Genomic DNA, 23,799 nt, shown 5'->3' with positions numbered 1-23,799 from the left:
GGATCTTTTTCCCCTGCCACAGTGGGTCAACAGAGGTCCCACCCGCATCCCGCGTGTCGACGGGGCCTTCCGCCCAGTAGTTCAAGCGCTCGGAAGCCACGGGTCATCTCCCGGCGAGCCCGACGCGATATCCCGGAAGCAGGGATCTTGACCTCACTCGCCCGGTGGTGCCTGCGCCGCCGTTCCGCCGTGATCGTGCTGTGGCTCGTCGCCCTCCTGGGCACCGGCGCGGCCGCCACCGTCGCCGGCTCCGCCTACTCCAACGACTACGGCGTACCGGGCACCGAATCCGCCCACGCGACCGCCCTCCTCCAGAAGGCGTTCCCCGGCGGTGGCGGCGACGACAGCATCGTCTGGCACACCGCCTCCGGCACCGTGCGCGCCGACGACGTCGAGCAGCGCATGACCGCCGTGCTGCGCCAGGTCGCGGACCTCCCCGGAGTCACCGGCGTCAGCGGCCCCTACGGCGCCGACGGCGCGTCCCGCGTCAGCCCCGACGGACACACCGCCTACGCCTCCCTGACCTTCGCCGCCGACGGCGGCGACCCGGACAAGGCCCAGGTCAAGAAGGTCGTCGAGACCGCGCGGAGCGCCGCGACCGACGACCTCCAGGTCGCGCTCGGCGGCAGCTCCATCGCCACCACCGAGGGCAAGAGCGGCCACCTCAGCGAGATCATCGGCGTCCTCGTGGCGGCGGTGGTGCTCTTCGTCGTCTTCGGCTCGCTCGCCGCCAGCCTGCTGCCCATCGCCACCGCACTCGTCGGCGTCGGCACGGCCGCCATGGGCACCGTCCTGCTCGGCCACCTCATGACGGTCGCCGACTTCGCGCCCATGCTGGGCACCCTCATCGGCCTGGGCGTGGGCATCGACTACGCGCTGTTCATCGTCACCCGGCACCGCAAGGGCCTGCGGGCCGGACTGTCCGTGCAGGAAGCGGCCGAACGGGCCGTCGCCACCACCGGGCGCGCCGTCGTCTTCGCGGGCGGCACCGTCTGCGTGGCGCTGCTCGGCATGCTCATCCTGCGGCTCAGCTTCCTCAACGGCGTCGCGATAGCCGCCTCGCTCACCGTCGTCCTCACCGTCGCCGCCTCCGTCACCCTCCTGCCCGCGCTGCTCGGCGTGATCGGCCACCGGGCGCTCAGCCGCCGCGAGCGCCGCGGCCTCGCCGAGCGCGGCCCGCGCCCGGAGGCACCGACCGGGCTCGCCGCCCGCTGGTCGGCGTTCGTCGAGCGCCACCCCAAGCTGCTGGGCACGGTGGCCGCGGCCGTCATGCTCGTCCTCGCCCTGCCCACGCTCTCCCTCCACCTGGGCACCTCCGACCAGGGCAACAACCCGGCGACCTCCACCACCCGCCAGGCGTACGACATGCTCGGCAAGGGCTTCGGCCCCGGCGTCAACGGCCCCCTCACCCTCGTCGCCGACCTCGACAGCGCCGCCGACCGCCTCGCCTTCAACCGCCTCCCCGACACCCTGCGCCACACCGAGGGCATCGCCTCCGTCACCCCCTCGACGGTCAACGGCAGCGGCGACACCGGCGTGATCACCGTCGTCCCCACCACCTCACCGCAGTCCGGCGCCACCAGCGACCTCGTCGAACGGCTGCGCGGCACCGTCCTGCCCAAGGCCACCGACGGCACGGGCGTGGACGTGCGGGTCGGCGGCCTGACCGCGAGCTACGACGACTTCGCGAGCATGATCCTCGGCAAGCTGCCGCTGTTCGTCGGCACGGTGGTGGGTCTGGGCTGCCTGCTGCTGCTCCTGGCCTTCCGCAGCATCGGCATCCCCCTGAAGGCGGCGGTGATGAACATCGCCGCGGTCGCCTCCTCCTTCGGCGTGATCGTCGCGATCTTCCAGTGGGGCTGGGGCAGCGAATCCCTGGGCCTCGGCGCCGCCGGCCCCATCGAGCCCTTCCTGCCCGTCGTGATGGTCTCGGTCCTCTTCGGCCTCTCCATGGACTACCAGGTCTTCCTGGTGAGCCGGATGTACGAGGAGTGGCTGGCCACCCGCGACAACACCCGGGCGGTACGGGTGGGCCTGGCCGAGACCAGCCGCGTCATCAACTCCGCGGCCGTCATCATGATCTCGGTCTTCCTGGCCTTCGTGCTCAGCGGCGACCGCGTCATCGCGATGTTCGGCATCGGCCTGGCCTCCGCCGTCGCCCTGGACGCCTTCGTCCTGCGCACGCTGCTGGTCCCGGCCCTGATGCACATGCTGGGCAGCGCGAACTGGTGGCTCCCGGCCCGGCTGGAGCGGCTGCTGCCGCGCATCAGCATCGAACCGCCGGCGGAGCCGGTCGCCCCGGTCGAGCCCGTGGTGATCCCCGTACGGCTGCCGAAGGAGGAGTCCGAGGTGCTGCTGGTCGGTGCCTCCAGGGCTCCCTGACCGGGCCCCGGGAGAGGGCGTTCAGCCCTGCCGGGGCCGTATGACGACATGGCCCGAGTCGAGGTCTATCGGGCCGTTCCCGGGGTCGGCGTCGCCGATGTCGTCACGGACCAGCTCCAGGCGGTTGCGCTCGTCCTCGGTGTGCTTACGGCCCGGCGCGAACAGTTCCTCCATCAGGTTGAACATCTCAACTCCCGTCGCGGCACTGACATTCCAGTGTACGGGGACGGGCGTACGAACCCGGTAAGCGCGATCGGAAGCGTCGGCCCGTCCCCGTCTCAGCGGACCTCCAGCCGCAGGATCCGGTCGTCGTCCGCGCCCGGCTTGCCACGGCCGTCCGTATTGCTCGTCGTCACCCACAGCCCGCCGTCGCCCGTGGCGACGACCGTACGCAGCCGCCCGTACTCACCGGTCAGGAACGCCTGCGGCGGGGCGACCGGCTTCGCGCCCCGCAGCGGGACCCGCCACAGCCGCTCGCCCCGCAGCCCCGCCACCCACAGCGAGCCCTTGGCGTAGGCGAGGCCGCTGGGGGAGGCATCGGCGGTCTTCCACTGCTCGACGGGGTCCTGGTAGCCGGGCCTGCCGCTCTTGCCCTCCACGCTCGGCCAGCCGTAGTTGCTGCCCGGCTCGATGAGGTTCAGCTCGTCGTAGGTGTCCTGGCCGAACTCCGTGGCCCACAGCCGCTTGTCCGCGTCCCACGCCAGGCCCTGGACGTTGCGGTGGCCCCAGGAGTAGATCACCGATTCGGTGCCCGGGTTGCGGGGCGCGGGGCGGCCGTCGGGGGTCATCCGGAGGATCTTTCCGCCGAGGGATTCCGCGTTCTGGGCCAGACCGCGCTCACCGCTCTCGCCCGTCCCCACGTAGAGCATCCCGTCCGGGCCGAAGGCGATCCGCCCGCCGTTGTGGACGGTGCCCCGGGGGATGTCCCGGAAGATGGAGTCCGGCGCACCGAGCCGCTGACCCGCGGGCTTGCGGTCGTCGTAGCGCATGCGGGCGACGCGGTTGTCGTCGTCGGTGGTGAAGTACGCGTACAGCAGGTGGTCGGAGCGGAAGTCGGGGGAGACGGCCAGGCCCAGCAGTCCGCCCTCGCCGCCGGCCGCGACGCCCGGAACGGATCCGACCTCGCTCTGCGCGCCGTCCTTGACCGACACCCGGATGATCTTCCCGGTGTCGCGCGAGCCCACCAGCAGGTCGCCGTCGGGCAGCGCCGCCACGCCCCACGGCGAGGAGAGCTTGGTGGTGAGGGTGCGGACGACCTTCACCGAGCCCTTGGCGGGCGCGGCGGGCGCCGGCGTCGAGGGACCGGCGGAGGCGGACGGCCCGCTCGCCGGCCCCGACCGCGGCCCCTCGCCCGGAAAACCCTCGTCGTCGGAGCAACCCGCCACCGCCAGGAGCACGGACGCGGCCAGCACGGCCGTGACGGCCCGGCCGGCGCGGGCGGGGACGCGGGGGCGTGTCACGCGTCGCATGGTTCGATCCTCTCGCCGGAAGCGGGGCGCGGGCCGGCCGGGGGCGCTGCGGCGCGGCTCTGTTCCTTATACACGCCCACCGGCACCCGACCCGCCGTACGGGGCGGGCCTCATACGCGACCGGTTCGTACGGGCCGGTCGCCCGAGCCGTCGGTACGAACCTCTCGCGGCGGCGGTCCCGCCGTAGGAGAACGCCCAGGCCGGCTCGGTGCCGTACGAACCCCTCGCGCGCACCGCTCCCTACCCGGGCCCCGTCACTCCCACGACCCCATCGCCCTCGGCAGCGTGGCTATCTCCGCGAAGTCCTCGGGTGTCAGCCGCAGTTGGGCCGCGCCCGCGTTCTCCACCGCCCATCGGTCCTTCTTCGTGCCCGGCACCGGCACCACATGCCGCCCCTGCGCCAGCACCCACGCCAGGGCGACCTGCGCGGCCGTCGCGCCACGGCGCCGCGCCACCCGCCGCAGCCCGGCCACGATCGGCTGGTTGGCGGCCATCATCTCCGCCGTGAACCGCGGATGCCGGGCCCGCAGGTCGGCCGGTTCGAAGCCCTGGCCCGGCGTGAGCGTGCCACTGAGGAAACCATTCCCCAGGGGCATCGCCGCCAGCAGCCCGACCCCGCGCGAGGAACACCACGGCACCAGCGACGTCAGCGCCTCCCGCGACCAGACCGACAACTCCGCCTGCACACAGCTCACCGGGAAGACCTGCTGCACGCGCTCCAGCTGGCGGATCGTCGCGTCGTACAGCCCGGCCCGCGAGCGGCGCTGCGCCCGCGCCCCGATCGCGCACCAGCCCAGCGCCCGCACCTTGCCCGCGGAGACCAGCTCCGCCATCGCCCCCCAGGTCTCCTCCACCGGCACCTCCGGATCGGGCCGGTGCAGCTGGTAGAGGTCGATGACATCCGTCTGGAGCCGCCGCAGCGACGCGTCGCAGGCCCGCTTCACATAGCCCGGCCGCCCGTTGGCGACCACATGCTGCTCGCCCACCAGCAGCCCGCACTTCGTCGACACGAAAGCCTCCGAGCGCCGCTCCCGCAACACCCGCCCCACCAGCAGCTCATTGGTGAACGGCCCGTACATGTCGGCGGTGTCCAGCAGGCTCGTACCGGCGTCCAGCGCCGCGTGCACCGTGCGCAGCGCGCCCTCGCCGCTCTGCTGGGAGGCCGTGTATCCCCAGTGCATGGGCATGCACCCCAGGCCGATCGCCCCGACTTCGAGCGCCGTCGCACCGATTGTCCTGCGCTCCACCGGCCGTACCCCTCCCGTTCCTCGCCCCCAAACTAACCTCTGCCGGCCGGCCCGCTTCGCATAGCCTCCAGGCATGAATGCAGATGACAGCGGTTTTGCCCGCCCCCTGGTCTGGCTGCCCATCCCACCCGAGGAGATCGAAGGGCTCCCCGCGAACCTGGAGTACGCCTGTTGGAACGGCGAACCGGACTACCCCACCGACCCCGCGCGCTGCGCCTTCTACGTCCCCCCGTACGTCACCCGCTCCGATGTGTGCGTGCGCCCCCTGGCGGCCATGACCGGCCTGCGCGTCGTGCAGACCCTCACCGCCGGTCTCGACCACATCCTGCCGTCCCTGTCCCTGCTGCCGAGCGGCACCCTGCTGTGCAACGCCCGTGGCCTGCACGACGCGAGCACCGCCGAGCTGGCCCTGGCCCTCACGCTCGCCTCGCTGCGGGACATCCCCGGGTTCGTCAGGGCGCAGGACGCGCAGGAGTGGCGACAGGGTTTCCGGCCCGCGCTCGCGGACAAGTCCGTGCTCATCGTCGGCTACGGCTCGATCGGCCGCGCCATCGAGGACCGGCTCGCGCCCTTTGAGTGCGCGCGGGTCGCGCGCGTCGCGCGCACCCCGCGCGAGAGCGACCACGGTCCCGTCCACGGGATCGGCGACCTGCCCGGTCTGCTGCCCGACGCCGATGTGGTGATCCTCGCGACGCCGCTCACGGAGGACACCCGCGGTCTCGTCGACGAGGGGTTCCTCGCCCGGATGAGGGACGGCGCACTGCTGGTCAACATCGCGCGCGGCGCCATCGTGGACACCAAGGCCCTCCTGGCCGAGCTGGAGAGCGGCCGGCTGCGCGCGGCCCTCGACGTCACCGACCCCGAACCGCTGCCCGCCGGACACCCCTTGTGGAGTGCGCCGGGAGCGCTCATCACCCCCCATGTGGGTGGACCTTCTTCGGCTTTCCTGCCCCGCGCCAAGCGACTGCTGCACGATCAACTGGCCAGATTCGCCCTGGACGCGCCCCTGCAAAATGTCGTAGTCGCCGCACCCTAGTTACCACGTAGAGGTACCGTTCGACTGCACTGAGTGTCCATAACGCCCTCGGCGATTACGCTACGTATATGAGCTATGTCCCTGAGTGACGACTCTGGTGTATCGTCCCGACGGGGGCTGGGCCGCGCACCGTACGGCCGCAGCGAAGTACCGGAACTCGAGGGGGGCGACGGGCGATGCACGGCCAATGGACGATCAACCCGACGCGGCTCACGCACCGACCAGGGCATCGCTGTGCGGCGATCCCGCTCCCACGGCAGAGGCGCTCCTGGACCGGGCCCCGGGGTGGGCCCTCGACCGGGACGGCGGCGCGGTGAGCGCCCCCGGAGCGGCGCTGCCCCGCCGGCCCGCCGGCGGACCCCAGCTCGCGTCCCAGATGCTGCTCGCCCTCGTGTGCGGTGGCTATGCGACAGGCGCCGCCCTCGGCTGGGGCTCCAAGGAGCTGGCCAAGGCCATGAGCGACTTCGGCCTCGGCGGCGCCGCCGCCCTCGCCGCCGTCTCCTGCTTCTGGTACGGACGCACGCGCAAGACCCGGTTCCGGCTCGCCTGGCTGCTGTTCGCGGTCTCCTCCGCCATGGCCGGCCTCGGCAACACCATCTGGGGCTGGTACGAGGTCGTTCTCGGCGGCGAGGTCCCCAGCCCGTCCCCGGCCGACTTCTGCTTCCTGCTCTTCGCGCCGCCGGCCATCATCGGCCTGCTGGTCCTCGCCCGCCGGCCCGTCACCCGCGCCGGCTGGGTCTGCCTGGCCCTCGACGCCTGGCTGACCGGCGGCTCGCTGCTGACGCTCTCCTGGAGCCTGGCCCTCGCGCACACCGCCCACTTCCAGGGCGAGACCGTCGCCCAGGCCGCGCTCAACCTGGCCTACCCCCTGTTGGACATCGCCCTGGTGTCCATGGTGCTGGCCCTGCACTTCCGGCGCTCGACCGCCAACCGCTCCGCCATCAACACCGCCATCGCGGCGCTCGCCCTGACCGTCCTGTGCGACGCCCTGTTCACCTCACCCCTGCTGCGCGAGCAGTACCGCTCCGGCCAGATCCTCGACGCCGGCTGGTTCGCGGGCTACATGCTGATGGCGTACGCCCCCTGGGTGGCCCGTGAGAAGGAGGACGACTCCGCCAAGTCCGGCCGCGCCGTCCACCACCCGCACCACCCCAGCCGGCCCATCGCCGGCTCGCTGGCCGCCCTCACCCCGTATCTCGCCGCCGCCGTCTGCACCCTGGGCATCCTCTACAACGTCCTGGACGGCCACCGCGTCGACCGCGTCGTGCTCTTCACCGGCTGCACGGTCGTCCTGGCCCTGGTCATCCGCCAGGGCATCATGCTGCTCGACAACATCTCCCTCACCCAGGAACTGGCCCAGAAGGAGAACCACTTCCGCTCCCTGGTGCAGGGCTCCAGCGACGTCATCATGATCGCCGCGCCCACCGGCATACTGCGCTACGTCAGCCCCGCCGCCGCCGGTGTCTACGGCCGCGAGGCGGAGGACCTCGTCGGCTCCGAACTGGCCTCGCTGATCCACCCGGAGGACCTGGGCAGGGTCGTCCACGAGGTCCGGCGCTTCCTCGCCGCGCCACCCGCCGAGGAGCCGACCACCCGGATCGAATGCCGCTTCCGGTCCGGCGACGGCGACTGGCTCAATGTCGAGTCCACCGTCAACCGCCACCACGGCGGCCTCATCTTCAACAGCCGGGACGTCACCGAGCGGGTCCGGCTCCAGGCCCAGCTCCAGCACACCGCCGAGCACGACCCGCTCACCGACCTGCCCAACCGGGCCCTGTTCACCAAGCGCGTCCAGCAGGCCCTCACCGGCCGCAGAGCGACCGACGCCGGCACGGCCGTGCTCTTCATCGACCTCGACGGCTTCAAGGCGGTGAACGACAGCGTCGGCCACCAGGCGGGCGACGAGCTGCTGGTCCAGGCGGCCCGCCGGCTCCAGGACTCGGTACGGGCCGGTGACAGCACCGCCCGGTTCGGCGGCGACGAATTCGCCGCGCTCATCATCGGTGACGGCACCCGCGACCCCGCCGCCCGCGAGTACCGCATCCACGAGATCGCCGACCGGCTGCGGCTCACCCTCTCCCAGCCCTACCGCGTGGAAGGAGGCACCGAGGTCCGCGTCGCCGCCAGCATCGGCGTCGCCTTCGCCGAGCCCGGCATCACCCCCGGCGCCCTGATGCGCAACGCCGACCTCGCGATGTACCGCGCGAAGCAGGCCGGAAAGGGCCGCGTCGAGCTCTACGCCCCGCAGATGCAGGCCGACGTGGTGCGCCGCGCCGAGCTGGCCACGCGGCTGCGCACCGCCCTGCACGAAGGCGAGTTCGCACTGCTCCACCAGCCGATCGTGGAGCTGGAGACCGGCCTGATCACCGCCGTCGCCGCCCAGCCCCGCTGGCGCTCGACCCAGGGGATACTGTTCACCCCCGCCGAGTACCTCCGGGTGGCCGAGAGCGAGCGCGGCGACGAGGGCGCGCGCGCCGCCGAGCTGGGCCGCTGGACGATCGAGAAGACCGTCGAGCAGGCCGCCCAGCGCTGCCGCGCGGGCCACTCCGCGCCCGTGTACGTACGCCTGTCCGCCACCCGCCTGATGGACAAGTCGCTGCCGCCCAAGTACCTCGAAGGGCTGTTGATCCGGCACGGCCTGCCCTCCGGCTCGCTCGTCCTGGAGCTGTCCGGAAGCGACCCCCGGGTGCCGCTGGACGAGCTGGAGCGGCGGCTCGTGGCCCTGCGCCGACTGGGCGTACGGATCGCCCTGGACGGCTTCGGCAGCGGCTATGCCGCGATCAGCGCCCTGCGCCGGCTGCCCATCGATACACTCAAGCTCGACCGCGGGCTGGTCGACGGCGTGGTCGAGTCCGCCCGGCTGCACAAGATCACCGCCGGGCTGCTGCGGATCGCCACCGACCTCGGCATGCAGTCCGTGGCCGACGGCGTCGACGCGTACGAGCAGGCGCTCGCCCTGCGGGCCATGGGGTGCACCCACGGACTGGGCGCGGCGTTCTCCGGACCCCTCGACGAGCATCGCCTGCGCCACACCCTCGACCTGGGTGCCTATCCGGTGCCCGGCGCGGCCGCGAGCGGCACGAACGTGCTGGTCGGCGGTGTGCTGCCGGTCAAGGCCGGGCTGCCGTCGAGCGTCCGTTCGGGGTCCGGAGGCGGCGCCGGATCGCTTGCCCATGCTCCATTGCGTTCAAATAATGAGACGCCCGTCCCACCCACTTGACACTCCATGTGCGCCGGGTGGAGGGTCAGAGCCATGCGCACCCGAATTCTCGTACTTGGAAAGCGCGTCGGCTGAAGCAGGCACCCTCCCAGGCCCTGCTGACCACTCCCGGCGCGCTCCCCTCGCTTGCCTCACGGCACGAGGGGTTTTTTGTTGCACTAGAACTACGCGGAACCACGCAGAACCGCCCAAATCCTCATCCGTCGAATCATCCGTCGAATCCTTCGAGAAGAGAATGTCGATGACCGAGCAGGCCACCGGGGCCCACCATCCGCAGCCGCGGGCCCGTAGCGGCGCGGCGCACCAGCCCGCCACCGTCGAGCACGTCACGGGTGCGCAGTCCCTCATCCGTTCGCTCGAGGAGGTCGGGGCCGAGATCGTGTTCGGGATCCCCGGCGGTGCGATCCTCCCGGCGTACGACCCGATGATGGACTCCTCGAAGGTCCGCCACGTCCTGGTCCGCCACGAGCAGGGCGCGGGTCACGCCGCCACCGGATACGCGCAGGCCACCGGCAAGGTCGGGGTGTGCATGGCCACCTCCGGTCCGGGCGCCACCAACCTCGTCACCCCGATCGCCGACGCCCACATGGACTCCGTCCCGCTGGTGGCGATCACCGGCCAGGTCGCCTCCAAGGCGATCGGCACCGACGCCTTCCAGGAGGCGGACATCTGCGGCATCACCATGCCGATCACCAAGCACAACTGGCTGGTCACCGACGCCGCCGAGATCCCGCGCACGATCGCCGAGGCGTTCCACGTCGCCTCCACCGGCCGCCCCGGGCCGGTGCTCGTCGACATCGCCAAGGACGCCCTCCAGGCCCGCACCACCTTCAGCTGGCCCCCGCACACCGACCTGCCCGGCTACCGCCCGGTGACCAAGCCGCACGCCAAGCAGATCCGCGAGGCCGCCAAGCTGATCACCCAGGCCCGCCGCCCGGTGCTCTACGTCGGCGGCGGCGTGCTCAAGGCCGGCGCGACCGCGGAGCTCAAGGTCCTCGCCGAGCTGACCGGCGCCCCCGTCACCACCACCCTGATGGCCCTCGGCTCCTTCCCCGACAGCCACCCGCAGCACCTGGGCATGCCGGGGATGCACGGCTCCGTCGCCGCCGTCACCGCCCTGCAGAAGTCCGACCTGATCGTCGCCCTCGGCGCGCGCTTCGACGACCGCGTCACGGGCAGGCTCGACTCCTTCGCCCCGTACGCCAAGATCGTCCACGCGGACATCGACCCCGCCGAGATCGGCAAGAACCGCGCCGCCGACGTGCCGATCGTCGGCGACGCCCGCGAGGTCATCGCCGACCTGATCGTCGCGATCCACGCCGAGCACGCCGACGGCCACACCGGCGACTACAGCGCCTGGTGGGCCGACCTCGACCGCTGGCGCGAGACCTACCCGCTGGGCTACGACCAGCCCGACGACGGCAGCCTCTCCCCGCAGCAGGTCATCCAGCGCATCGGACAGCTCGCGCCGAAGGACACCATCTACGCGGCCGGCGTCGGCCAGCACCAGATGTGGGCCTCGCACTTCATCGACTACGAGCAGCCCCGCACCTGGCTCAACTCCGGCGGCGCCGGGACCATGGGCTACGCCGTGCCCGCCGCCATGGGCGCCAAGGCCGGCGCGCCCGGCCGCACGGTCTGGGCCATCGACGGCGACGGCTGCTTCCAGATGACCAATCAGGAACTGGTCACCTGCGCCCTGAACAACATCCCCATCAAGGTCGCCATCATCAACAACGGCGCCCTGGGCATGGTCCGCCAGTGGCAGACCCTCTTCTACAACCAGCGCTACTCCAACACCGTGCTGCACGCGGGCCCGGAGTCCGACGGCACCGAGTCGCACGCCGGGACGCGGGTCCCGGACTTCGTGAAGCTGGCCGACGCCATGGGCTGCGTGGGGCTGCGCTGCGAGGACCCGGCCCAGCTGGACGCGGTCATCGAGAAGGCCAACTCCATCAACGACCGCCCGGTCGTCGTGGACTTCATCGTCCACCAGGACGCCATGGTCTGGCCGATGGTCGCCGCCGGCACCTCCAACGACGAGATCCTCGCGGCGCGCGGCGTCCGCCCGGACTTCGGCGACAACGAAGACGACTGAGGACGACGAGGAAGTCAGACATGACCAAGCACACGCTCTCCGTCCTGGTGGAGAACACCCCCGGCATCCTCACCCGGATCGCCGCCCTGTTCGCCCGCCGCGGCTTCAACATCGACTCCCTCGCGGTCGGCGTCACCGAGCACCCCGACATCTCCCGCATCACCATCGTCGTCAACGTCGAGTCGCTGCCGCTGGAGCAGGTCACCAAGCAGCTCAACAAGCTCGTCAACGTGCTGAAGATCGTCGAGCTGGAGGACAGCAACGCCATCCAGCGCGAGCTCGTGCTGGTGAAGGTCCGCGCCGACAACGAGACCCGCTCCCAGATCGTCGAGATCGTCCAGCTCTTCCGCGCCAAGACCGTCGACGTCTCCCCGGAGGCCGTCACCATCGAGGCCACCGGCGGCAGCGACAAGCTCGGCGCGATGCTCAAGATGCTGGAGCCGTTCGGCATCAAGGAGCTGGTGCAGTCCGGGACGATCGCCATAGGGCGCGGCGCCCGGTCCATCACCGACCGCAGCCTGCGCGCCCTGGACCGGTCGGCCTGACGCGCCCCCTGGCCGGAAGACCCGTTCCGGTCAGAAGCCCCCTTCCCGCTACCCCCCCTCACCCGCCCGTCATACGGTGGGACGTACAACCGGAAACCCGGAAACAAGGAGATACCTCACGTGGCTGCCGAGCTGTTCTACGACAACGACGCCGACCTGTCCATCATCCAGGGCCGCAAGGTCGCGGTCCTCGGTTACGGCAGCCAGGGCCACGCCCACGCGCTGTCGCTGCGCGACTCCGGCGTCGATGTCCGGGTGGGCCTGCACGAGGGCTCCAAGTCCAAGCAGAAGGCCGAGGAGCAGGGCCTGCGGGTCGTCACCCCGGCCGAGGCGGCGGCCGAGGCCGACGTCATCATGATCCTCGTCCCGGACCCGATCCAGGCCCAGGTCTACGAGGAGTCCGTCAAGGACCACCTGAAGGACGGCGACGCGCTGTTCTTCGGTCACGGCTTCAACATCCGCTTCGGCTTCATCAAGGCCCCGGCCGGTGTCGACATCTGCATGGTCGCCCCCAAGGGCCCGGGCCACCTGGTCCGCCGCCAGTACGAGGAGGGCCGCGGCGTGCCGTGCATCGCGGCCGTCGAGCAGGACGCCACGGGCAAGGCGTTCGCGCTGGCCCTCTCGTACGCCAAGGCGATCGGCGGCACCCGCGCCGGTGTCATCAAGACCACCTTCACCGAGGAGACCGAGACCGACCTCTTCGGCGAGCAGGCCGTGCTCTGCGGCGGTGCGTCCGCCCTGGTGAAGGCCGGCTTCGAGACCCTGGTCGAGGCGGGTTACCAGCCGGAGATCGCGTACTTCGAGTGCCTCCACGAGCTCAAGCTGATCGTGGACCTGATGTACGAGGGCGGCCTGGAGAAGATGCGCTGGTCGGTCTCCGAGACCGCCGAGTGGGGCGACTACGTCACCGGCCCGCGGATCGTCAACGACGCCACGAAGGCCGAGATGAAGAAGGTCCTGGGCGAGATCCAGGACGGCACCTTCGCCAACAACTGGATGAAGGAGTACCAGGCCGGTCTGCCGAAGTACAACGAGTACAAGAAGGCCGACGAGGACCACCTGCTGGAGACCACGGGCAAGAAGCTCCGCAAGCTGATGAGCTGGGTGGACGACAAGGAGTAACACCTCCGACGAGGTGCGGGGAGTCCCGGGGCCACCGCCCCGGGACTCCCCGCTGCCCCCGGTCGCCGGGCGGGCGGATCGCGTCCGCCCGTCGACGGGGGGCGACACGCGCCCGGACTGCGCCCACATGTCCGGCCCCGAGCGGGTGACGTTCCCCCATCCGCACCGGCGCGAGCCACAAGCACCGATACACTGCTCCGCAACAAACGCCGTAGGCTCACAGCGTCGTGCGTCTTCCACGCGGCTGCCCCCCTTCACCGCCTTGGGCCGTCGGGACGGCCATCCGCAAAGGACTAGTGAGGACCACGTGAGCACTGCTTCGTCCCGTAAACCTGTCGTACTCATCGCCGAAGAGCTGTCGCCCGCCACCGTCGACGCCCTGGGACCGGACTTCGAGATCCGGCAGTGCAATGGCGCGGACCGCGCCGAGCTGCTGCCCGCGATCGCCGATGTCGATGCCGTCCTCGTGCGCAGCGCCACCAAGATCGACGCCGAGGCGATCGCGGTCGCGAAGAAGCTGCGGGTCGTCGCCCGCGCCGGCGTCGGCCTGGACAATGTCGACGTCTCCGCCGCCACCAAGGCCGGCGTGATGGTCGTGAACGCCCCGACCTCCAACATCGTCACCGCCGCCGAGCTCGCCTGCGGCCTGCTCATCGCCACCGCGCGCAACATCCCCCAGGCCAACTCCGCGCTGAAGAACGGCGAGTGGAAGCGCTCGAAGTACACCGGCGTCGAGCTCTCCGAGAAGACCCTCGGCGTCGTCGGCCTCGGCCGCATCGGCGTGCTCGTCGCCCAGCGCATGTCCGCCTTCGGCATGAAGATCGTCGCGTACGACCCGTACGTACAGCCCGCGCGCGCCGCGCAGATGGGCGTCAAGCTGCTGACGCTCGACGAGCTGCTGGAGACCGCCGACTTCATCACCGTGCACCTGCCCAAGACCCCCGAGACGCTCGGTCTCATCGGTGACGAGGCGCTGCACAAGGTCAAGCCGTCGGTCCGGATCGTCAACGCCGCGCGCGGCGGGATCGTGGACGAGGCGGCGCTGGCCACCGCGCTGAAGGAGGGCCGCGTCGCGGGCGCCGGCCTGGACGTCTACGCCTCCGAGCCCTGCACGGACTCCCCGCTGTTCGAGTTCGACAACGTCGTCTCCACCCCGCACCTGGGCGCCTCCACGGGCGAGGCGCAGGAGAAGGCGGGCATCGCGGTCGCGAAGTCGGTACGGCTCGCGCTGGCCGGCGAGCTGGTGCCGGACGCGGTCAACGTCCAGGGCGGCGTCATCGCCGAGGACGTCAAGCCGGGTCTGCCGCTGGCCGAGAAGCTCGGCCGGATCTTCACCGCGCTCGCGGGCGAGGTCGCGGTCCGGCTCGACGTCGAGGTGTACGGCGAGCTCACCCAGCACGACGTCAAGGTGCTCGAACTCTCCGCGCTCAAGGGCGTGTTCGAGGACGTCGTCGACGAGACGGTCAGCTACGTCAACGCACCGCTCTTCGCGCAGGAGCGCGGCGTCGAGGTCCGGCTGACCACCAGCTCGGAGTCGGGCGACCACCGCAATGTGGTGACCGTGCGCGGCACGCTCTCCGGCGGCGACGAGGTCTCGATCTCCGGCACCCTGGCGGGCCCGAAGCACCTCCAGAAGATCGTGGCCGTGGGCGAGCACGACGTGGACCTGGCGCTCGCCGACCACATGGCCTTCCTGCGCTACGGCGACCGCCCCGGCGTCGTCGGCACGGTCGGCCGCATCCTCGGCGAGGCCGGCATCAACATCGCGGGCATGCAGGTGTCGCGTGCGACGGAGGGCGGCGAGGCGCTGGTAGCCCTCACGGTCGACGAGTCGATCCCGCTCCCGGTCCTCCAGGAGATCGCGGAGGAGATCGGCGCGGTGTCCGCTCGCGCGGTCAACCTGACCGACTGACGGTGACCGGCTGGTACCGGCCGGCCGACGCTGTTCGTACGGGCCCGGTCGCACCCCTGTCACGGGGGGTGCGACCGGGCCCGTTCCGTAGGCGGGACATGGGGCGCCGATGGGCCACGGTCGCGGTAAAGGGGGGAATCCGGGTGCGGACCGGTTGCCCGGTTGACAGGCTGGGCCCATGAACTCCCAGCTCACCGGTGCCCCCGACCGCCGCGAGGATGGTGACGTGACCGCCTGGATCACCACGCCCATCGAGGCGGGCCTCCTGCGCGGCGCCCTCGACGTGGAACGCACCGCGCACGGCGTGCTGCCGCACCGGCTGCCCGCCTGGGCCCGGAAGCAGTTCCCCGACGAACACCTGGCCATGGTCGAGGCCCAGCCCTCCGGCGTGCGGCTGGCCTTCCGTACCCGGGCCACCGTCATCGAGCTGGACGCGCTCCCCACGAGGACTTCCTACGAGGGTGCCCCGGCCCCCGCGGACGGTGTGTACGACCTGCGTGTCGACGGCCGTCCGGCCGGCCGGGCCGGTGTGGCCGGCGGCAACGTCCACGTCGTCGACATGGCCACCGGGTCCGCGGTCACCCACCCCGGTCCGCCCGGCACCGCCCGGTTCGCCGAGCTGGCCGCCGGCGAGAAGGACATCGAGATCTGGCTGCCGCAGGGAGAGGTCACCGAGCTGATCGCCCTGCGCACGGACGCCCCCGTCGAGGTCGCGCCGGACCACGGCCGCAGGGTGTGGCTGCACCACGGCAGTTCCATCAGCCACGGCTCCGCCGCCGAGAGCCCGACCGCGACCTGGCCGGCGCTGGCCGCCGCGCGCGGCGGCGTGGAGCTGATCAACCTGGGGCTGAGCGGCAACGCCCTGCTCGACCCGTTCACCGCGCGCGCCATGCGGGACACCCCCGCGGACCTGATCAGCCTCAAGATCGGCATCAACCTGGTCAACCACGACCTGATGCGCCTGCGGGGCTTCGCCCCGGCGGTCCACGGCTTCCTCGACACCCTCCGCGAGGGGCACCCCACCACGCCGCTGCTGGTCGTCTCGCCCGTTCTGTGCCCCATCCACGAGGACACCCCGGGCCCCGCCGCACCGGATTTCGACGGCGGCACCGTGTGCTTCCGGGCCCTTGGCGACCCATCGGACCGCTCCGGCGGGCAGCTGACACTCAACGTCATCCGGGATGAACTGGCCCGCCTCGTGAAGCAGCGGGCTGCCGACGACCCGCACCTGCACTACCTCGACGGCCGCTCGCTGTACGGCGAACCGGACTTCGCCGAGCTGCCGCTGCCCGACCAGCTCCACCCGGACACCGCCGGCCACCGCCGCATCGGCGAGCGCTTCGCCGAGCACGCCTTCGGCGACGGCGGTCCCTTCGCCGCCGGGAGCCAGGAGCCCACGCGCGCCACGCCTAGCTGAGGATGGCCACCGCCATGATCAACTGAGCGCCCCACTGGCCATGGACCGTCAGCGTACGCGCCTCGCCGAACGCCGCCCACCGCTTGGGCCAGTTGACGGCCAGCACGCCGAGGACCGCCGCTGTGACGAACCCTCCGTAGATCCAGCCGTCGGCCATCGCCGAGCACTGCTCGCCCTGCATCAGGCAGGCGGCCGCCCGTTCCGTGGTCAGGTACAGGATGAAAGCGACGACAGCCATGGGGACGAGCGCGATCAGTCCGGCGATCGCGCCGACGCGCGCCCCGCGGCCGTTGCCCGTGGACGGCTCCGTCCGGGGTGCGTCGGTGCCGGGGGCTGTTTCGGAAGGTGCCATGGCTCCATTCAACGCGGCGGGGAGAGGTGGGGGACGGGGGAGCGTACTCATTTCGGCTGAGTAGCCGGGCTCAAACTCCGGCCGGTCGGACCCGGGGGCCGGTCGGGGCCGATCGGGGCCCGGGGGAAATTCCCGGGCGTCCCGCGCGGGCACGGGCGATGATTCTGATCATGGACACGACGGATGAGCCCACGGCCGTCGGACGCCGCCCCTTCGGGGTGCTCCGGCAACGAGACTTCCGCCTGCTCTGGATCGGCGAGACCAGCAGCGGACTGGGCGCCAGCATCACCACCGTGGCCCTACCCCTGATCGCGGTGGCCGTTCTCCGAGTCGACTCCTTCGCCGTCGGCCTGCTGGCGGCGGCGGTCTGGCTGCCCTGGCTCGTCATCGGACTGCCGGCGGGCGCCTGGGTGGACCGACTCCGCCGACGGCCCCTCATGATCGCCTGCAACCTCGTATCGGCGGTCATGTACGCGAGCGTACCGCTCGCCGCGTGGCTGGACGCGCTCACCTTCGGCCACCTGCTCGCGGTGGCGGTGGTGTGCGGAATGTCGGCGGTGGTCTTCAACACCGCCTACCACGCGTACGTACCCGCCGTGCTCGACGGCCCCCACCTGCTGGAGGGAAACGCGAGGCTCCAGGGCGGCGAGGCCGCCACGCGGGTGCTCGGCAGGGGAGTCGCGGGCCTGATCGCCCAGGCGTTCGGCGCGGTGTTCGGGCTGCTCATCGACGCCGTGACGTTCGTGATCTCGACGGTGTGCCTGACGATGATCCGGGTCCGCGAACCGGCCCCGGCGGTGTCGGAATCGGCGCCCACGCTGCGCCAACAGATCGGTGAGGGCCTGAGGTTCGTCACCCGCGACCGCTACCTGCGGCCGATGGTGACGTACGGGGCGGTGGTCAACCTCGCGCTGATGGGGTACCAGGGGGTCCAGATCGTCTTCCTGGTGCGCGAGGTGGGGGTCACGCCCGCGACGGTCGGCGTCCTGATCATGGTCGGCAGCCTGGGCGGCGTCCTCGGCGGACTGCTCGCGGCCCCCGTCGGCCGCCGCTTCGGCACGGCCCGCGGAATGCTCCTCCTGCAGCTGCTCACCGGCCCCTTCGCACTCCTGCTGCCGCTGACCACGCCCGGCGCCGGGCTGCTGTTCTTCGGGGCCGGCGCGTTCGTCGTAGGGGCGGGGATCGTCGCGTGCAACGTCGTCCTGGGCGGCTTCCGGCAGAGCTACTGCCCGCCGCACCTGCTGGGCCGGGTCGTCGCGACGACGATGGTCATCAACCACAGCACGATTCCGCTCGGCTCGCTGCTGGCGGGGTTCCTCGGCGAGGTCATCGGCCTTCGGCCGACGATGTGGGTCATGACGGGGCTGCTGTCACTGTGCTGGCTGATCCTGGCGCTGGGTCCGATGCGGGGGCGGCGCGACCTGCCGGCCGGCTGCGCCGAGGCCGGCCGCGACATGACGCCCCGACCGGCCGCCGAAGCGGTCGCGGACCTTACGGAGTGAGCGTCGCCCGCCGGAACCGTTGCGCGCGGGCGCTCACTTTCCCCACCGGCTACCGGAGTTCACGGCCTGCACCTTGGTGCTGAGCAGCTCGGCGTCGGTGGCGGGGCGGGTCCGGCTCGGGTCGGCGTCCCATTCCCGCCCTCCGGCGGGCGGACGCAGCTGGAGTCGGGATCCGTCGCGTCCCATGACCTGATTAATTTGGTCAGGGCGCAGATCAGGTGGTCACTCCAGAGGGTGTGACCACCTGATGCACTTCTGCTTTTCTGAGCACAGACGCTGCGATTAGCGGACGGCGGCGGCTACTCGGTTCCGCAAGTATCGATCGCTGATCGTTTCGGCCGTGCGCCAGGCGGCGTCGCTGACCTCTTCGGTCTGGAGCCGGTGGACGTCGGTGGTGGTGCGGAAGAGGAACCTGAAGTCGATGTGCTGGTGGTCAGGCTCGCCCTTGGCCTCGTTGGCCGGGATCGGATGGACGTCGATGTGAACGGGCCGGTCCGCTGCTGCTGTGACGGATTCGGCGGGGATGCCGGTCTCTTCGGTGAGCTCCCGCAGTGCCGCTTCGAGGAGGGTGCCGTCCTGGGCTTCGAGGTGGCCGCCAGGCAACAGCCACTTGTCCAGGGCCAGGTGATGGATATGCAGGATGCGCCCGTCCGGCCGGGTGAGGATGGCTCCGGCGGTGGCGTGGCCACGAAATTCCTTGCGGCTGGCCAGGTCGGCGCCGTCGTCCAGAAGGCCGAGGAGGGGGGCCAGGGTGGGCTTCTCGTCGAGGTGTTCGTCGAGGTAGGCGTGGATGGTGGTGCGGATGTGGTCTGCCGTGATGGCCAAGTCGATCACCTGTTGAAGTAGGAGAGCCAGGTCGCCGCGATCGCGGCTCGGTCGTCCGCGCTGACCTCGTGGAGGCCGGGGGCCAGGTCAGCGCGGGTGAGCATCCTGATCGCGGCCAGGATCTCGGCCTGGACCAGGAAGATGAAGGGTCCGACGCTCGCGCCGTGCAAGAAGTTGACGGCGTTGCCGCCGTTGACGAGGTAGAAGTAGTGGCCGGTGGTCTGGTAGCGGGTGACGTGCTCGCCGACCATGGTGCGGGTGTAGACGTCGGGCAGTGCGTCCAGTTCGAGTTCGTCCTCCTTCGAGGTAACGGTGGCGACGTAGGCGCCGTTGCGCAGGTGGGAGAAGTCCTCACCCTTGAGGGACCGGGCGCCGGTCGCGCAGAGCACCAGGCCGGCGGTGGCCAGTGTGGCCTCTCGGTCGCGGGCGACGACGAAGCCCTGGGAGAGGGCCTGGGTGCGGCGGACGGGGTCGATGTCGCAGACGGTGACCTGGACGCCTTTGGCGTGCAGGAGCCGGGCGATGGAGGAGCCGAGTTTGCCGAAACCGATGACCAGGGCGGGGCGACCGTGGAGGATGTCGCCTCGGTCGCGCATGACGGCCTCGGTGGAGAAGACGATGGACTGGCCGACAAGGAAGTCTTCGGGGTCCTTCAGCGGCGAGCGGGCGACCGAGATGACGGGGCAGGGCAGTTTGTCGAGCTCCAAGTAGCGGCGGTGGCCGTTCTCGGTGTCCTCGATGACGCCGAGAACCTGGCCGGTGAAGCGGCTGTGCAGCTCGGCCAGGGTGGGGGCGAAGTAGCCGCCGACGTCCAGCAGGACCACGGGCTCGCCGGCCGCCCGGACCTCCAGGTAGTCCAGGGCGGTGTCGGGGTCGGTGAACAGCTCGCGGGAGAGCGTGTCACAGGGGATGGTCTGTTCGACCTCGCGCCGGGCGGAGGGGTGGATGGACTTCGGTTTGGGCAGCACGGCCCGCAGCCGGGTCATCGCGGCGACCGCGCGGACGAAGCCGGGACGTTCGGTGAGCAGGTGGGTGATCAGGAACGAGGTGGCCTGATCGGTGGGGGTGAACTGGGTGGAGATCTTGGAGAAGTAGGCGTCCAGCCGGGCGCGATCGAAGGGTTCCATGGCAGTTCCCTTTCGGTGAGTGTGGGGTCGTGCATGGGCGGCTGGTGGGTCAGAGGGTGCAGGCCAGGCCGAAGAGGAGCCGGTCGGCCGCGAGAGCGGCGTCGAGATAGGCACCAGGAGAGTGGCGGCCGCGGACTGCGGCAGGAGTGTCGTGGCTGGTGTGTCCGGGCGGGTGGGCAAGCAGGATGTGCGCGATGTCCTGTCCGTCGGGGCCGGTGCCCGACCACGTCCAGGCGCTCATGACTCGGCCTCCAGCGCCGGTGCGGGCCCGTGCCTCCACTGCCAGGCCCGAGAGCCGCTCTGTCCGGGGTGCCTGCGACGGGGCGGGCTAGGGGTTTCTTCGCGGACGAGCAGCAGCCGGGCTCCGGTCGCCGCGATGCGATTGCCCCGCGCTGTGGCTATGGCCCTGGGGCCCAGGTGGGAGGCGGAGGGCAGCACGACTCCGTAGGTGCCGGGCACTTCCAGCGCGTCCATCAGCCCGGTGAACGCCGCCGAGTTCACTGTGGTGACGCGCTCGGTGAACAGTCCGGACAACGTCAGCTCGTGCTGGCGGCAGTACTCGGCCAGCGAGACCTCCAAGGCTTTCTGACGGGCTGTGGAGACGTTGACCAGCCGCAGGAAGCCATGGACGACCGGGCCGCTGACGCGGCGGTGCTCGGTAAGAGGTTCCATGAGGTGACCGTCCAAGAGATCAAGGAGACGAAACAGGAAGGCCGCCCCGGGCAATAAAGGGGCTGTGACCTGGGACTGGAAGCGTCCTCCCTGACGGGCGGCGACGAAATGACGCGGCGTTGCACTTGCGTGGCACTTCCGTCCCCCGCATGCGTGCGCCGTGCTTGCATGAGTTCTCGGAAGGGAGCGACGCGTGGCGACCGTGCACCACTGGACCGGCCTGGAAGCCAGGGCCCTGCGTCTCGCCCTGCGGATGAGCGTCCGAGCGTTCGCCCAGCACCTCGGCGTCGCGGTGAGGACCGTCTCCAAATGGGAGAAATTACTGGCCACGACCGAGCCCCGCCCGGACACTCAGGCAATCTTGGACACCGCACTCGCCCGAGCGGACGCGGCGGTGCATCTGCGGTTCGAGACGTTCCTCTCCGAGGCCGGAGGGCCGCCCGCGACCACCCTCCGCGTCACTTCGGCCGGCCCCCGGGCCTGGGAGTACGAATCGTGGACCGACGATCTGGACCGGGTCGTCGTCGCTTTGAGCCGCCAGAACTTCGCGTTCGCCGACAACCTGCTGGGCCGGTGGCTGAACCGCTTCCGGCCGCCAGAGCTGGACGACAAGGGCCTGTATCTCCTAGCCCGCTCGACCGCCCTCATGGGCGACCTCAAGCGCGACCAGGGGACGGTGGTCGGGCCGCTCTCGGCCCAGCACGCGTATACCGGAGCCCGCTCGATCTTCACCCAGCTCGACATCCCCCGCCGCGTCGCCCAGCTCGACCTCTCCCTGGCCGTCGTCGCCGAGATGTCCGGCCGCCTGGAGACCGCCGCCCGCCACTACGAACACCTCGCCGTCGATGACCGGCTCGCCCGCCGCGACCGCGCAAGGGCCCGCCTGTGGGTGGGGACCGCACTGAGCAAGGAAGGCGAGCACGACCATGCGGGGCGCGTCATGCTCGCCGCGACCCGCGACTTCGAAGAACTCGGCGAGCCGGACGACTGGTCCGTCGCCCACCAGAAACTCGCCCTCGCCCACCGGGGCGCCGGCGTCCTGAGCAAAGCCCTGCACTTCATCGGCATCGCCCGCAGCACCGGAGTGATCGACTCTCCGATGCAGCGGGTGCGGCTGGACACCGCCCACGGACACATCCTGCTGTCCGACCCTGCCACCCTGGATGATGGCCTGACAGCCCTCGATCGGGCTGCGAAGCTGGCGGCCCAATACGGCATGAGCCACCAGCTGGCCAGCATCGAGAGCATCCGGAAGACCGCGGGGGCGGACGGCCCCCGGCGGCGGTGACCAGGGAGAGACGCCAGTGACGACGGACATCCAGCGGGCCATCACCGACGGCCAGCGTCAGCAAGCCAAGCTGATCTGGGACTACCACCAGATGGGCCACGAGCTCCGGCTCGCGGATGCCGCGATCGGCCTAGGCAGCCACGACCTGGGCGTCCCCGCCTTCTGTGCCGAGCTGTATCGATCCGGGCTCTTCCCCACCCTCGTCTTCTCCGGCGGCCCCAACCCCACCCACCCAGGACGCTTCCCCCGGGGCGAGGCCGTCCACTTCCGCGAGCACGCGCTCGACCTCGGCGTCCCCGACGAAGCGGTTCTGCTTGAGCCCAACGCGCGCAACACCGGCCAGAACATCACCTTCTCCCGCGATGTCCTGGCTGCCGCCGGGATCGCCATGAAGACCGTGCTGCTGGTCTCCATGCCTTATATGGAGCGACGCGCGTTCGCCACTGCCCGCAAGGTCTGGCCCGGGGTGGAGGTGGTCTGTGCCTCGGCGTCACTGGAGTTCGACGACTACTTGAAGACGATCGGCGACGAGAAGCTTGTCGTCGATCAGCTCGTCGGTGATCTGCAGCGGGTGATCGAGTATCCGAAGCTCGGCTTCGCCATCGAGCAGGACGTTCCGGAGGACGTGCATGCCGCATACGAATCTCTCCTCAAGGACGGCTTCGACAGCCGCCTGCTCAACACCTGAACCACCGCCGGGCGGTCGGTGTGCCATCCACCAGCCCAACTTCTTCCCCCGGCTTGCGACGCTGGCCAAGCTGTTCGCGGCGGACTGCTGGATCGTCCTGGACGACGTCCAGTTCACCCGCCGCGACTACCAGCACCGGACCCGCCTCGCCGCCCTGGACAACCCGGCTGACCGGCGGTGGCTGTCCATTCCCACCCATCTCCCCCTCGGTCGCCAGACGCTGATCAGGGACGCGGTGATGGCCGAGCCCGGACGGTCCCAGCAGCGGACTGCCCGCGTGCTCAGGCAGCAGTATGGGGCCAGCCCTCACTGGCCCGACTTCGAACAGGGCCTGGCCCCGGTTCTCGACGCCTTCGCCGGCGACCGGACGGCGGCCGTCGCCGAGGCATCCGCCCGGGCCTTGCTGGACCTCCTCGGCTGGCGAGGCCGCCTTCTCCGCAGCAGCGACCTTCCTGCCCGGCCGGGACGCTCGCAGCGGCTCGCTGACCTGGCTGCCGCCGTCGGCGCCCGCACGTATCTGTGCGGAACGGGCGGCATGCAGTACCTCCAGCCGCACCCCTTCACCGCCCAAGGCATCGCCATTACGCGGTTCATCGTCCCGACCGACGACTTCTGGGAGGCCGGCCGCGATATCAGTGCCCTGCGGGCCCTGATGCGCTTCGGGCCCCGGGCTCTGGCCGACAACCTGCGGGCCATCGCCGGCCAGAGCCGTGGCCTCAGCGTCCGACGGGGTGAGGCCAGGTGGGCAGAACCCGCACCCGCGAATCAGGGGCGGTCAGCTCCGTCCGCAGCTGTCGGTTCTCCGCCGTCAGCTGGTGGACCACCCTGACCAGGCCCTCGACGTCCGCTCAGTTCCGCGCGGCCCTCGCCGCCGCCCGTGCCGCGGAACCGTACCCG

The 23,799-nt window shown here is 71.1% G+C and carries 21 protein-coding genes; 12 read left to right on the top strand and 9 right to left on the bottom strand.

Annotation, left to right across the window (positions count from 1 at the left end):
* The first annotated feature begins 147 nt into the window (after nucleotides 1-147).
* Nucleotides 148-2,382, top strand: coding sequence for an MMPL family transporter (locus ACZ303_RS10245; RefSeq protein ID WP_467337089.1), 2,235 nt, complete (start codon nucleotides 148-150; stop codon nucleotides 2,380-2,382).
* A gap of 21 nt (nucleotides 2,383-2,403) precedes the next feature.
* On the opposite strand, the gene ACZ303_RS10240 is transcribed toward ACZ303_RS10245, so the two are convergent.
* The 3 genes from ACZ303_RS10240 to ACZ303_RS10230 form a co-directional block, all read right to left on the bottom strand.
* Nucleotides 2,404-2,568, bottom strand: a complete 165-nt coding sequence (locus ACZ303_RS10240) for a DUF6191 domain-containing protein (RefSeq protein WP_467337087.1) — start codon at nucleotides 2,566-2,568, stop codon at nucleotides 2,404-2,406.
* A gap of 92 nt (nucleotides 2,569-2,660) precedes the next feature.
* Nucleotides 2,661-3,851 (bottom strand): PQQ-dependent sugar dehydrogenase, encoded by a 1,191-nt coding sequence (locus ACZ303_RS10235; protein ID WP_467337085.1) that lies wholly within the window; start codon nucleotides 3,849-3,851, stop codon nucleotides 2,661-2,663.
* Nucleotides 3,852-4,105: 254 nt separating this feature from the next.
* Nucleotides 4,106-5,098, bottom strand: a complete 993-nt coding sequence (locus ACZ303_RS10230) for an aldo/keto reductase (protein ID WP_467337083.1) — start codon at nucleotides 5,096-5,098, stop codon at nucleotides 4,106-4,108.
* A 73-nt stretch (nucleotides 5,099-5,171) separates the two neighbouring features.
* On the opposite strand from ACZ303_RS10230, the gene ACZ303_RS10225 reads away from it, so the two are divergent.
* The 7 genes from ACZ303_RS10225 to ACZ303_RS10195 all read left to right on the top strand — a co-directional run bounded on the left by ACZ303_RS10225 (nucleotide 5,172) and on the right by ACZ303_RS10195 (nucleotide 16,448).
* A complete protein-coding gene (locus ACZ303_RS10225) occupies nucleotides 5,172-6,134 on the top strand; it encodes a 2-hydroxyacid dehydrogenase (RefSeq protein ID WP_467337081.1) in 963 nt (320 codons plus the stop codon).
* Nucleotides 6,135-6,447: 313 nt separating this feature from the next.
* Nucleotides 6,448-9,354, top strand: coding sequence for a putative bifunctional diguanylate cyclase/phosphodiesterase (locus ACZ303_RS10220; RefSeq protein WP_467337456.1), 2,907 nt, complete (start codon nucleotides 6,448-6,450; stop codon nucleotides 9,352-9,354).
* A 241-nt stretch (nucleotides 9,355-9,595) separates the two neighbouring features.
* Complete coding sequence (locus ACZ303_RS10215; protein ID WP_467337079.1) at nucleotides 9,596-11,452, top strand: acetolactate synthase large subunit; 1,857 nt, start codon at nucleotides 9,596-9,598, stop codon at nucleotides 11,450-11,452.
* Nucleotides 11,453-11,472: 20 nt separating this feature from the next.
* Entirely contained in the window at nucleotides 11,473-11,997 is a 525-nt protein-coding gene (ilvN, locus tag ACZ303_RS10210; protein WP_467337077.1) for an acetolactate synthase small subunit, read from the top strand.
* A gap of 120 nt (nucleotides 11,998-12,117) precedes the next feature.
* Complete coding sequence (ilvC, locus tag ACZ303_RS10205) at nucleotides 12,118-13,119, top strand: ketol-acid reductoisomerase (protein WP_467337075.1); 1,002 nt, start codon at nucleotides 12,118-12,120, stop codon at nucleotides 13,117-13,119.
* A gap of 307 nt (nucleotides 13,120-13,426) precedes the next feature.
* Nucleotides 13,427-15,031, top strand: coding sequence for a phosphoglycerate dehydrogenase (gene serA, locus ACZ303_RS10200; RefSeq protein ID WP_467337073.1), 1,605 nt, complete (start codon nucleotides 13,427-13,429; stop codon nucleotides 15,029-15,031).
* Between the two features lie 178 nt (nucleotides 15,032-15,209).
* Nucleotides 15,210-16,448 carry a GDSL-type esterase/lipase family protein gene (locus ACZ303_RS10195; protein ID WP_467337071.1) on the top strand — a complete coding sequence of 413 codons (1,239 nt, stop codon included), beginning with the start codon at nucleotides 15,210-15,212 and terminating at the stop codon, nucleotides 16,446-16,448.
* Here the strand turns inward: ACZ303_RS10195 and ACZ303_RS10190 are convergent.
* Nucleotides 16,441-16,800 carry a hypothetical protein gene (locus ACZ303_RS10190; protein WP_467337069.1) on the bottom strand — a complete coding sequence of 120 codons (360 nt, stop codon included), beginning with the start codon at nucleotides 16,798-16,800 and terminating at the stop codon, nucleotides 16,441-16,443. The genes ACZ303_RS10195 and ACZ303_RS10190 overlap by 8 nt on opposite strands.
* A gap of 170 nt (nucleotides 16,801-16,970) precedes the next feature.
* Here ACZ303_RS10190 and ACZ303_RS10185 point away from each other — a divergent pair, with 170 nt between their 5' ends.
* Nucleotides 16,971-18,302 carry an MFS transporter gene (locus tag ACZ303_RS10185; RefSeq protein ID WP_467337067.1) on the top strand — a complete coding sequence of 444 codons (1,332 nt, stop codon included), beginning with the start codon at nucleotides 16,971-16,973 and terminating at the stop codon, nucleotides 18,300-18,302.
* Nucleotides 18,303-18,335: 33 nt separating this feature from the next.
* Here ACZ303_RS10185 and ACZ303_RS10180 read toward each other — a convergent pair whose 3' ends face one another.
* The 5 genes from ACZ303_RS10180 to ACZ303_RS10160 all read right to left on the bottom strand — a co-directional run bounded on the left by ACZ303_RS10180 (nucleotide 18,336) and on the right by ACZ303_RS10160 (nucleotide 20,926).
* Nucleotides 18,336-18,488 (bottom strand): hypothetical protein, encoded by a 153-nt coding sequence (locus tag ACZ303_RS10180; RefSeq protein WP_467337065.1) that lies wholly within the window; start codon nucleotides 18,486-18,488, stop codon nucleotides 18,336-18,338.
* 96 nt (nucleotides 18,489-18,584) lie between these two features.
* A complete protein-coding gene (locus ACZ303_RS10175) occupies nucleotides 18,585-19,127 on the bottom strand; it encodes an NUDIX hydrolase (RefSeq protein ID WP_467337063.1) in 543 nt (180 codons plus the stop codon).
* A 5-nt stretch (nucleotides 19,128-19,132) separates the two neighbouring features.
* Complete coding sequence (locus ACZ303_RS10170; protein ID WP_467337061.1) at nucleotides 19,133-20,254, bottom strand: adenosylhomocysteinase; 1,122 nt, start codon at nucleotides 20,252-20,254, stop codon at nucleotides 19,133-19,135.
* 49 nt (nucleotides 20,255-20,303) lie between these two features.
* Nucleotides 20,304-20,495, bottom strand: a complete 192-nt coding sequence (locus ACZ303_RS10165; protein WP_467337059.1) for a hypothetical protein — start codon at nucleotides 20,493-20,495, stop codon at nucleotides 20,304-20,306.
* A complete protein-coding gene (locus ACZ303_RS10160; RefSeq protein ID WP_467337057.1) occupies nucleotides 20,492-20,926 on the bottom strand; it encodes a hypothetical protein in 435 nt (144 codons plus the stop codon). Before ACZ303_RS10160 ends, ACZ303_RS10165 begins: the two co-directional genes overlap by 4 nt.
* Nucleotides 20,927-21,119: 193 nt before the next feature.
* Here ACZ303_RS10160 and ACZ303_RS10155 point away from each other — a divergent pair, with 193 nt between their 5' ends.
* From ACZ303_RS10155 to ACZ303_RS10145, 3 genes are read left to right on the top strand one after another with little or no spacing between them, the layout of a single operon-like run.
* Nucleotides 21,120-22,214 carry a helix-turn-helix domain-containing protein gene (locus tag ACZ303_RS10155; protein ID WP_467337055.1) on the top strand — a complete coding sequence of 365 codons (1,095 nt, stop codon included), beginning with the start codon at nucleotides 21,120-21,122 and terminating at the stop codon, nucleotides 22,212-22,214.
* 16 nt (nucleotides 22,215-22,230) lie between these two features.
* Complete coding sequence (locus tag ACZ303_RS10150; RefSeq protein WP_467337054.1) at nucleotides 22,231-22,902, top strand: YdcF family protein; 672 nt, start codon at nucleotides 22,231-22,233, stop codon at nucleotides 22,900-22,902.
* Nucleotides 22,844-23,731: a WbqC family protein gene (locus ACZ303_RS10145; protein WP_467337052.1), complete on the top strand. Its 888-nt coding sequence runs from the start codon at nucleotides 22,844-22,846 to the stop codon at nucleotides 23,729-23,731. Before ACZ303_RS10150 ends, ACZ303_RS10145 begins: the two co-directional genes overlap by 59 nt.
* The last annotated feature ends 68 nt before the right edge of the window (nucleotides 23,732-23,799 follow it).

The sequence above is a fragment of the Streptomyces sp. NPDC023527 genome (genome assembly GCF_055560115.1).
The sequence above is the reverse complement of the archived record's forward strand: the minus strand, read 5'-3'. Positions and strand labels throughout refer to the sequence as shown.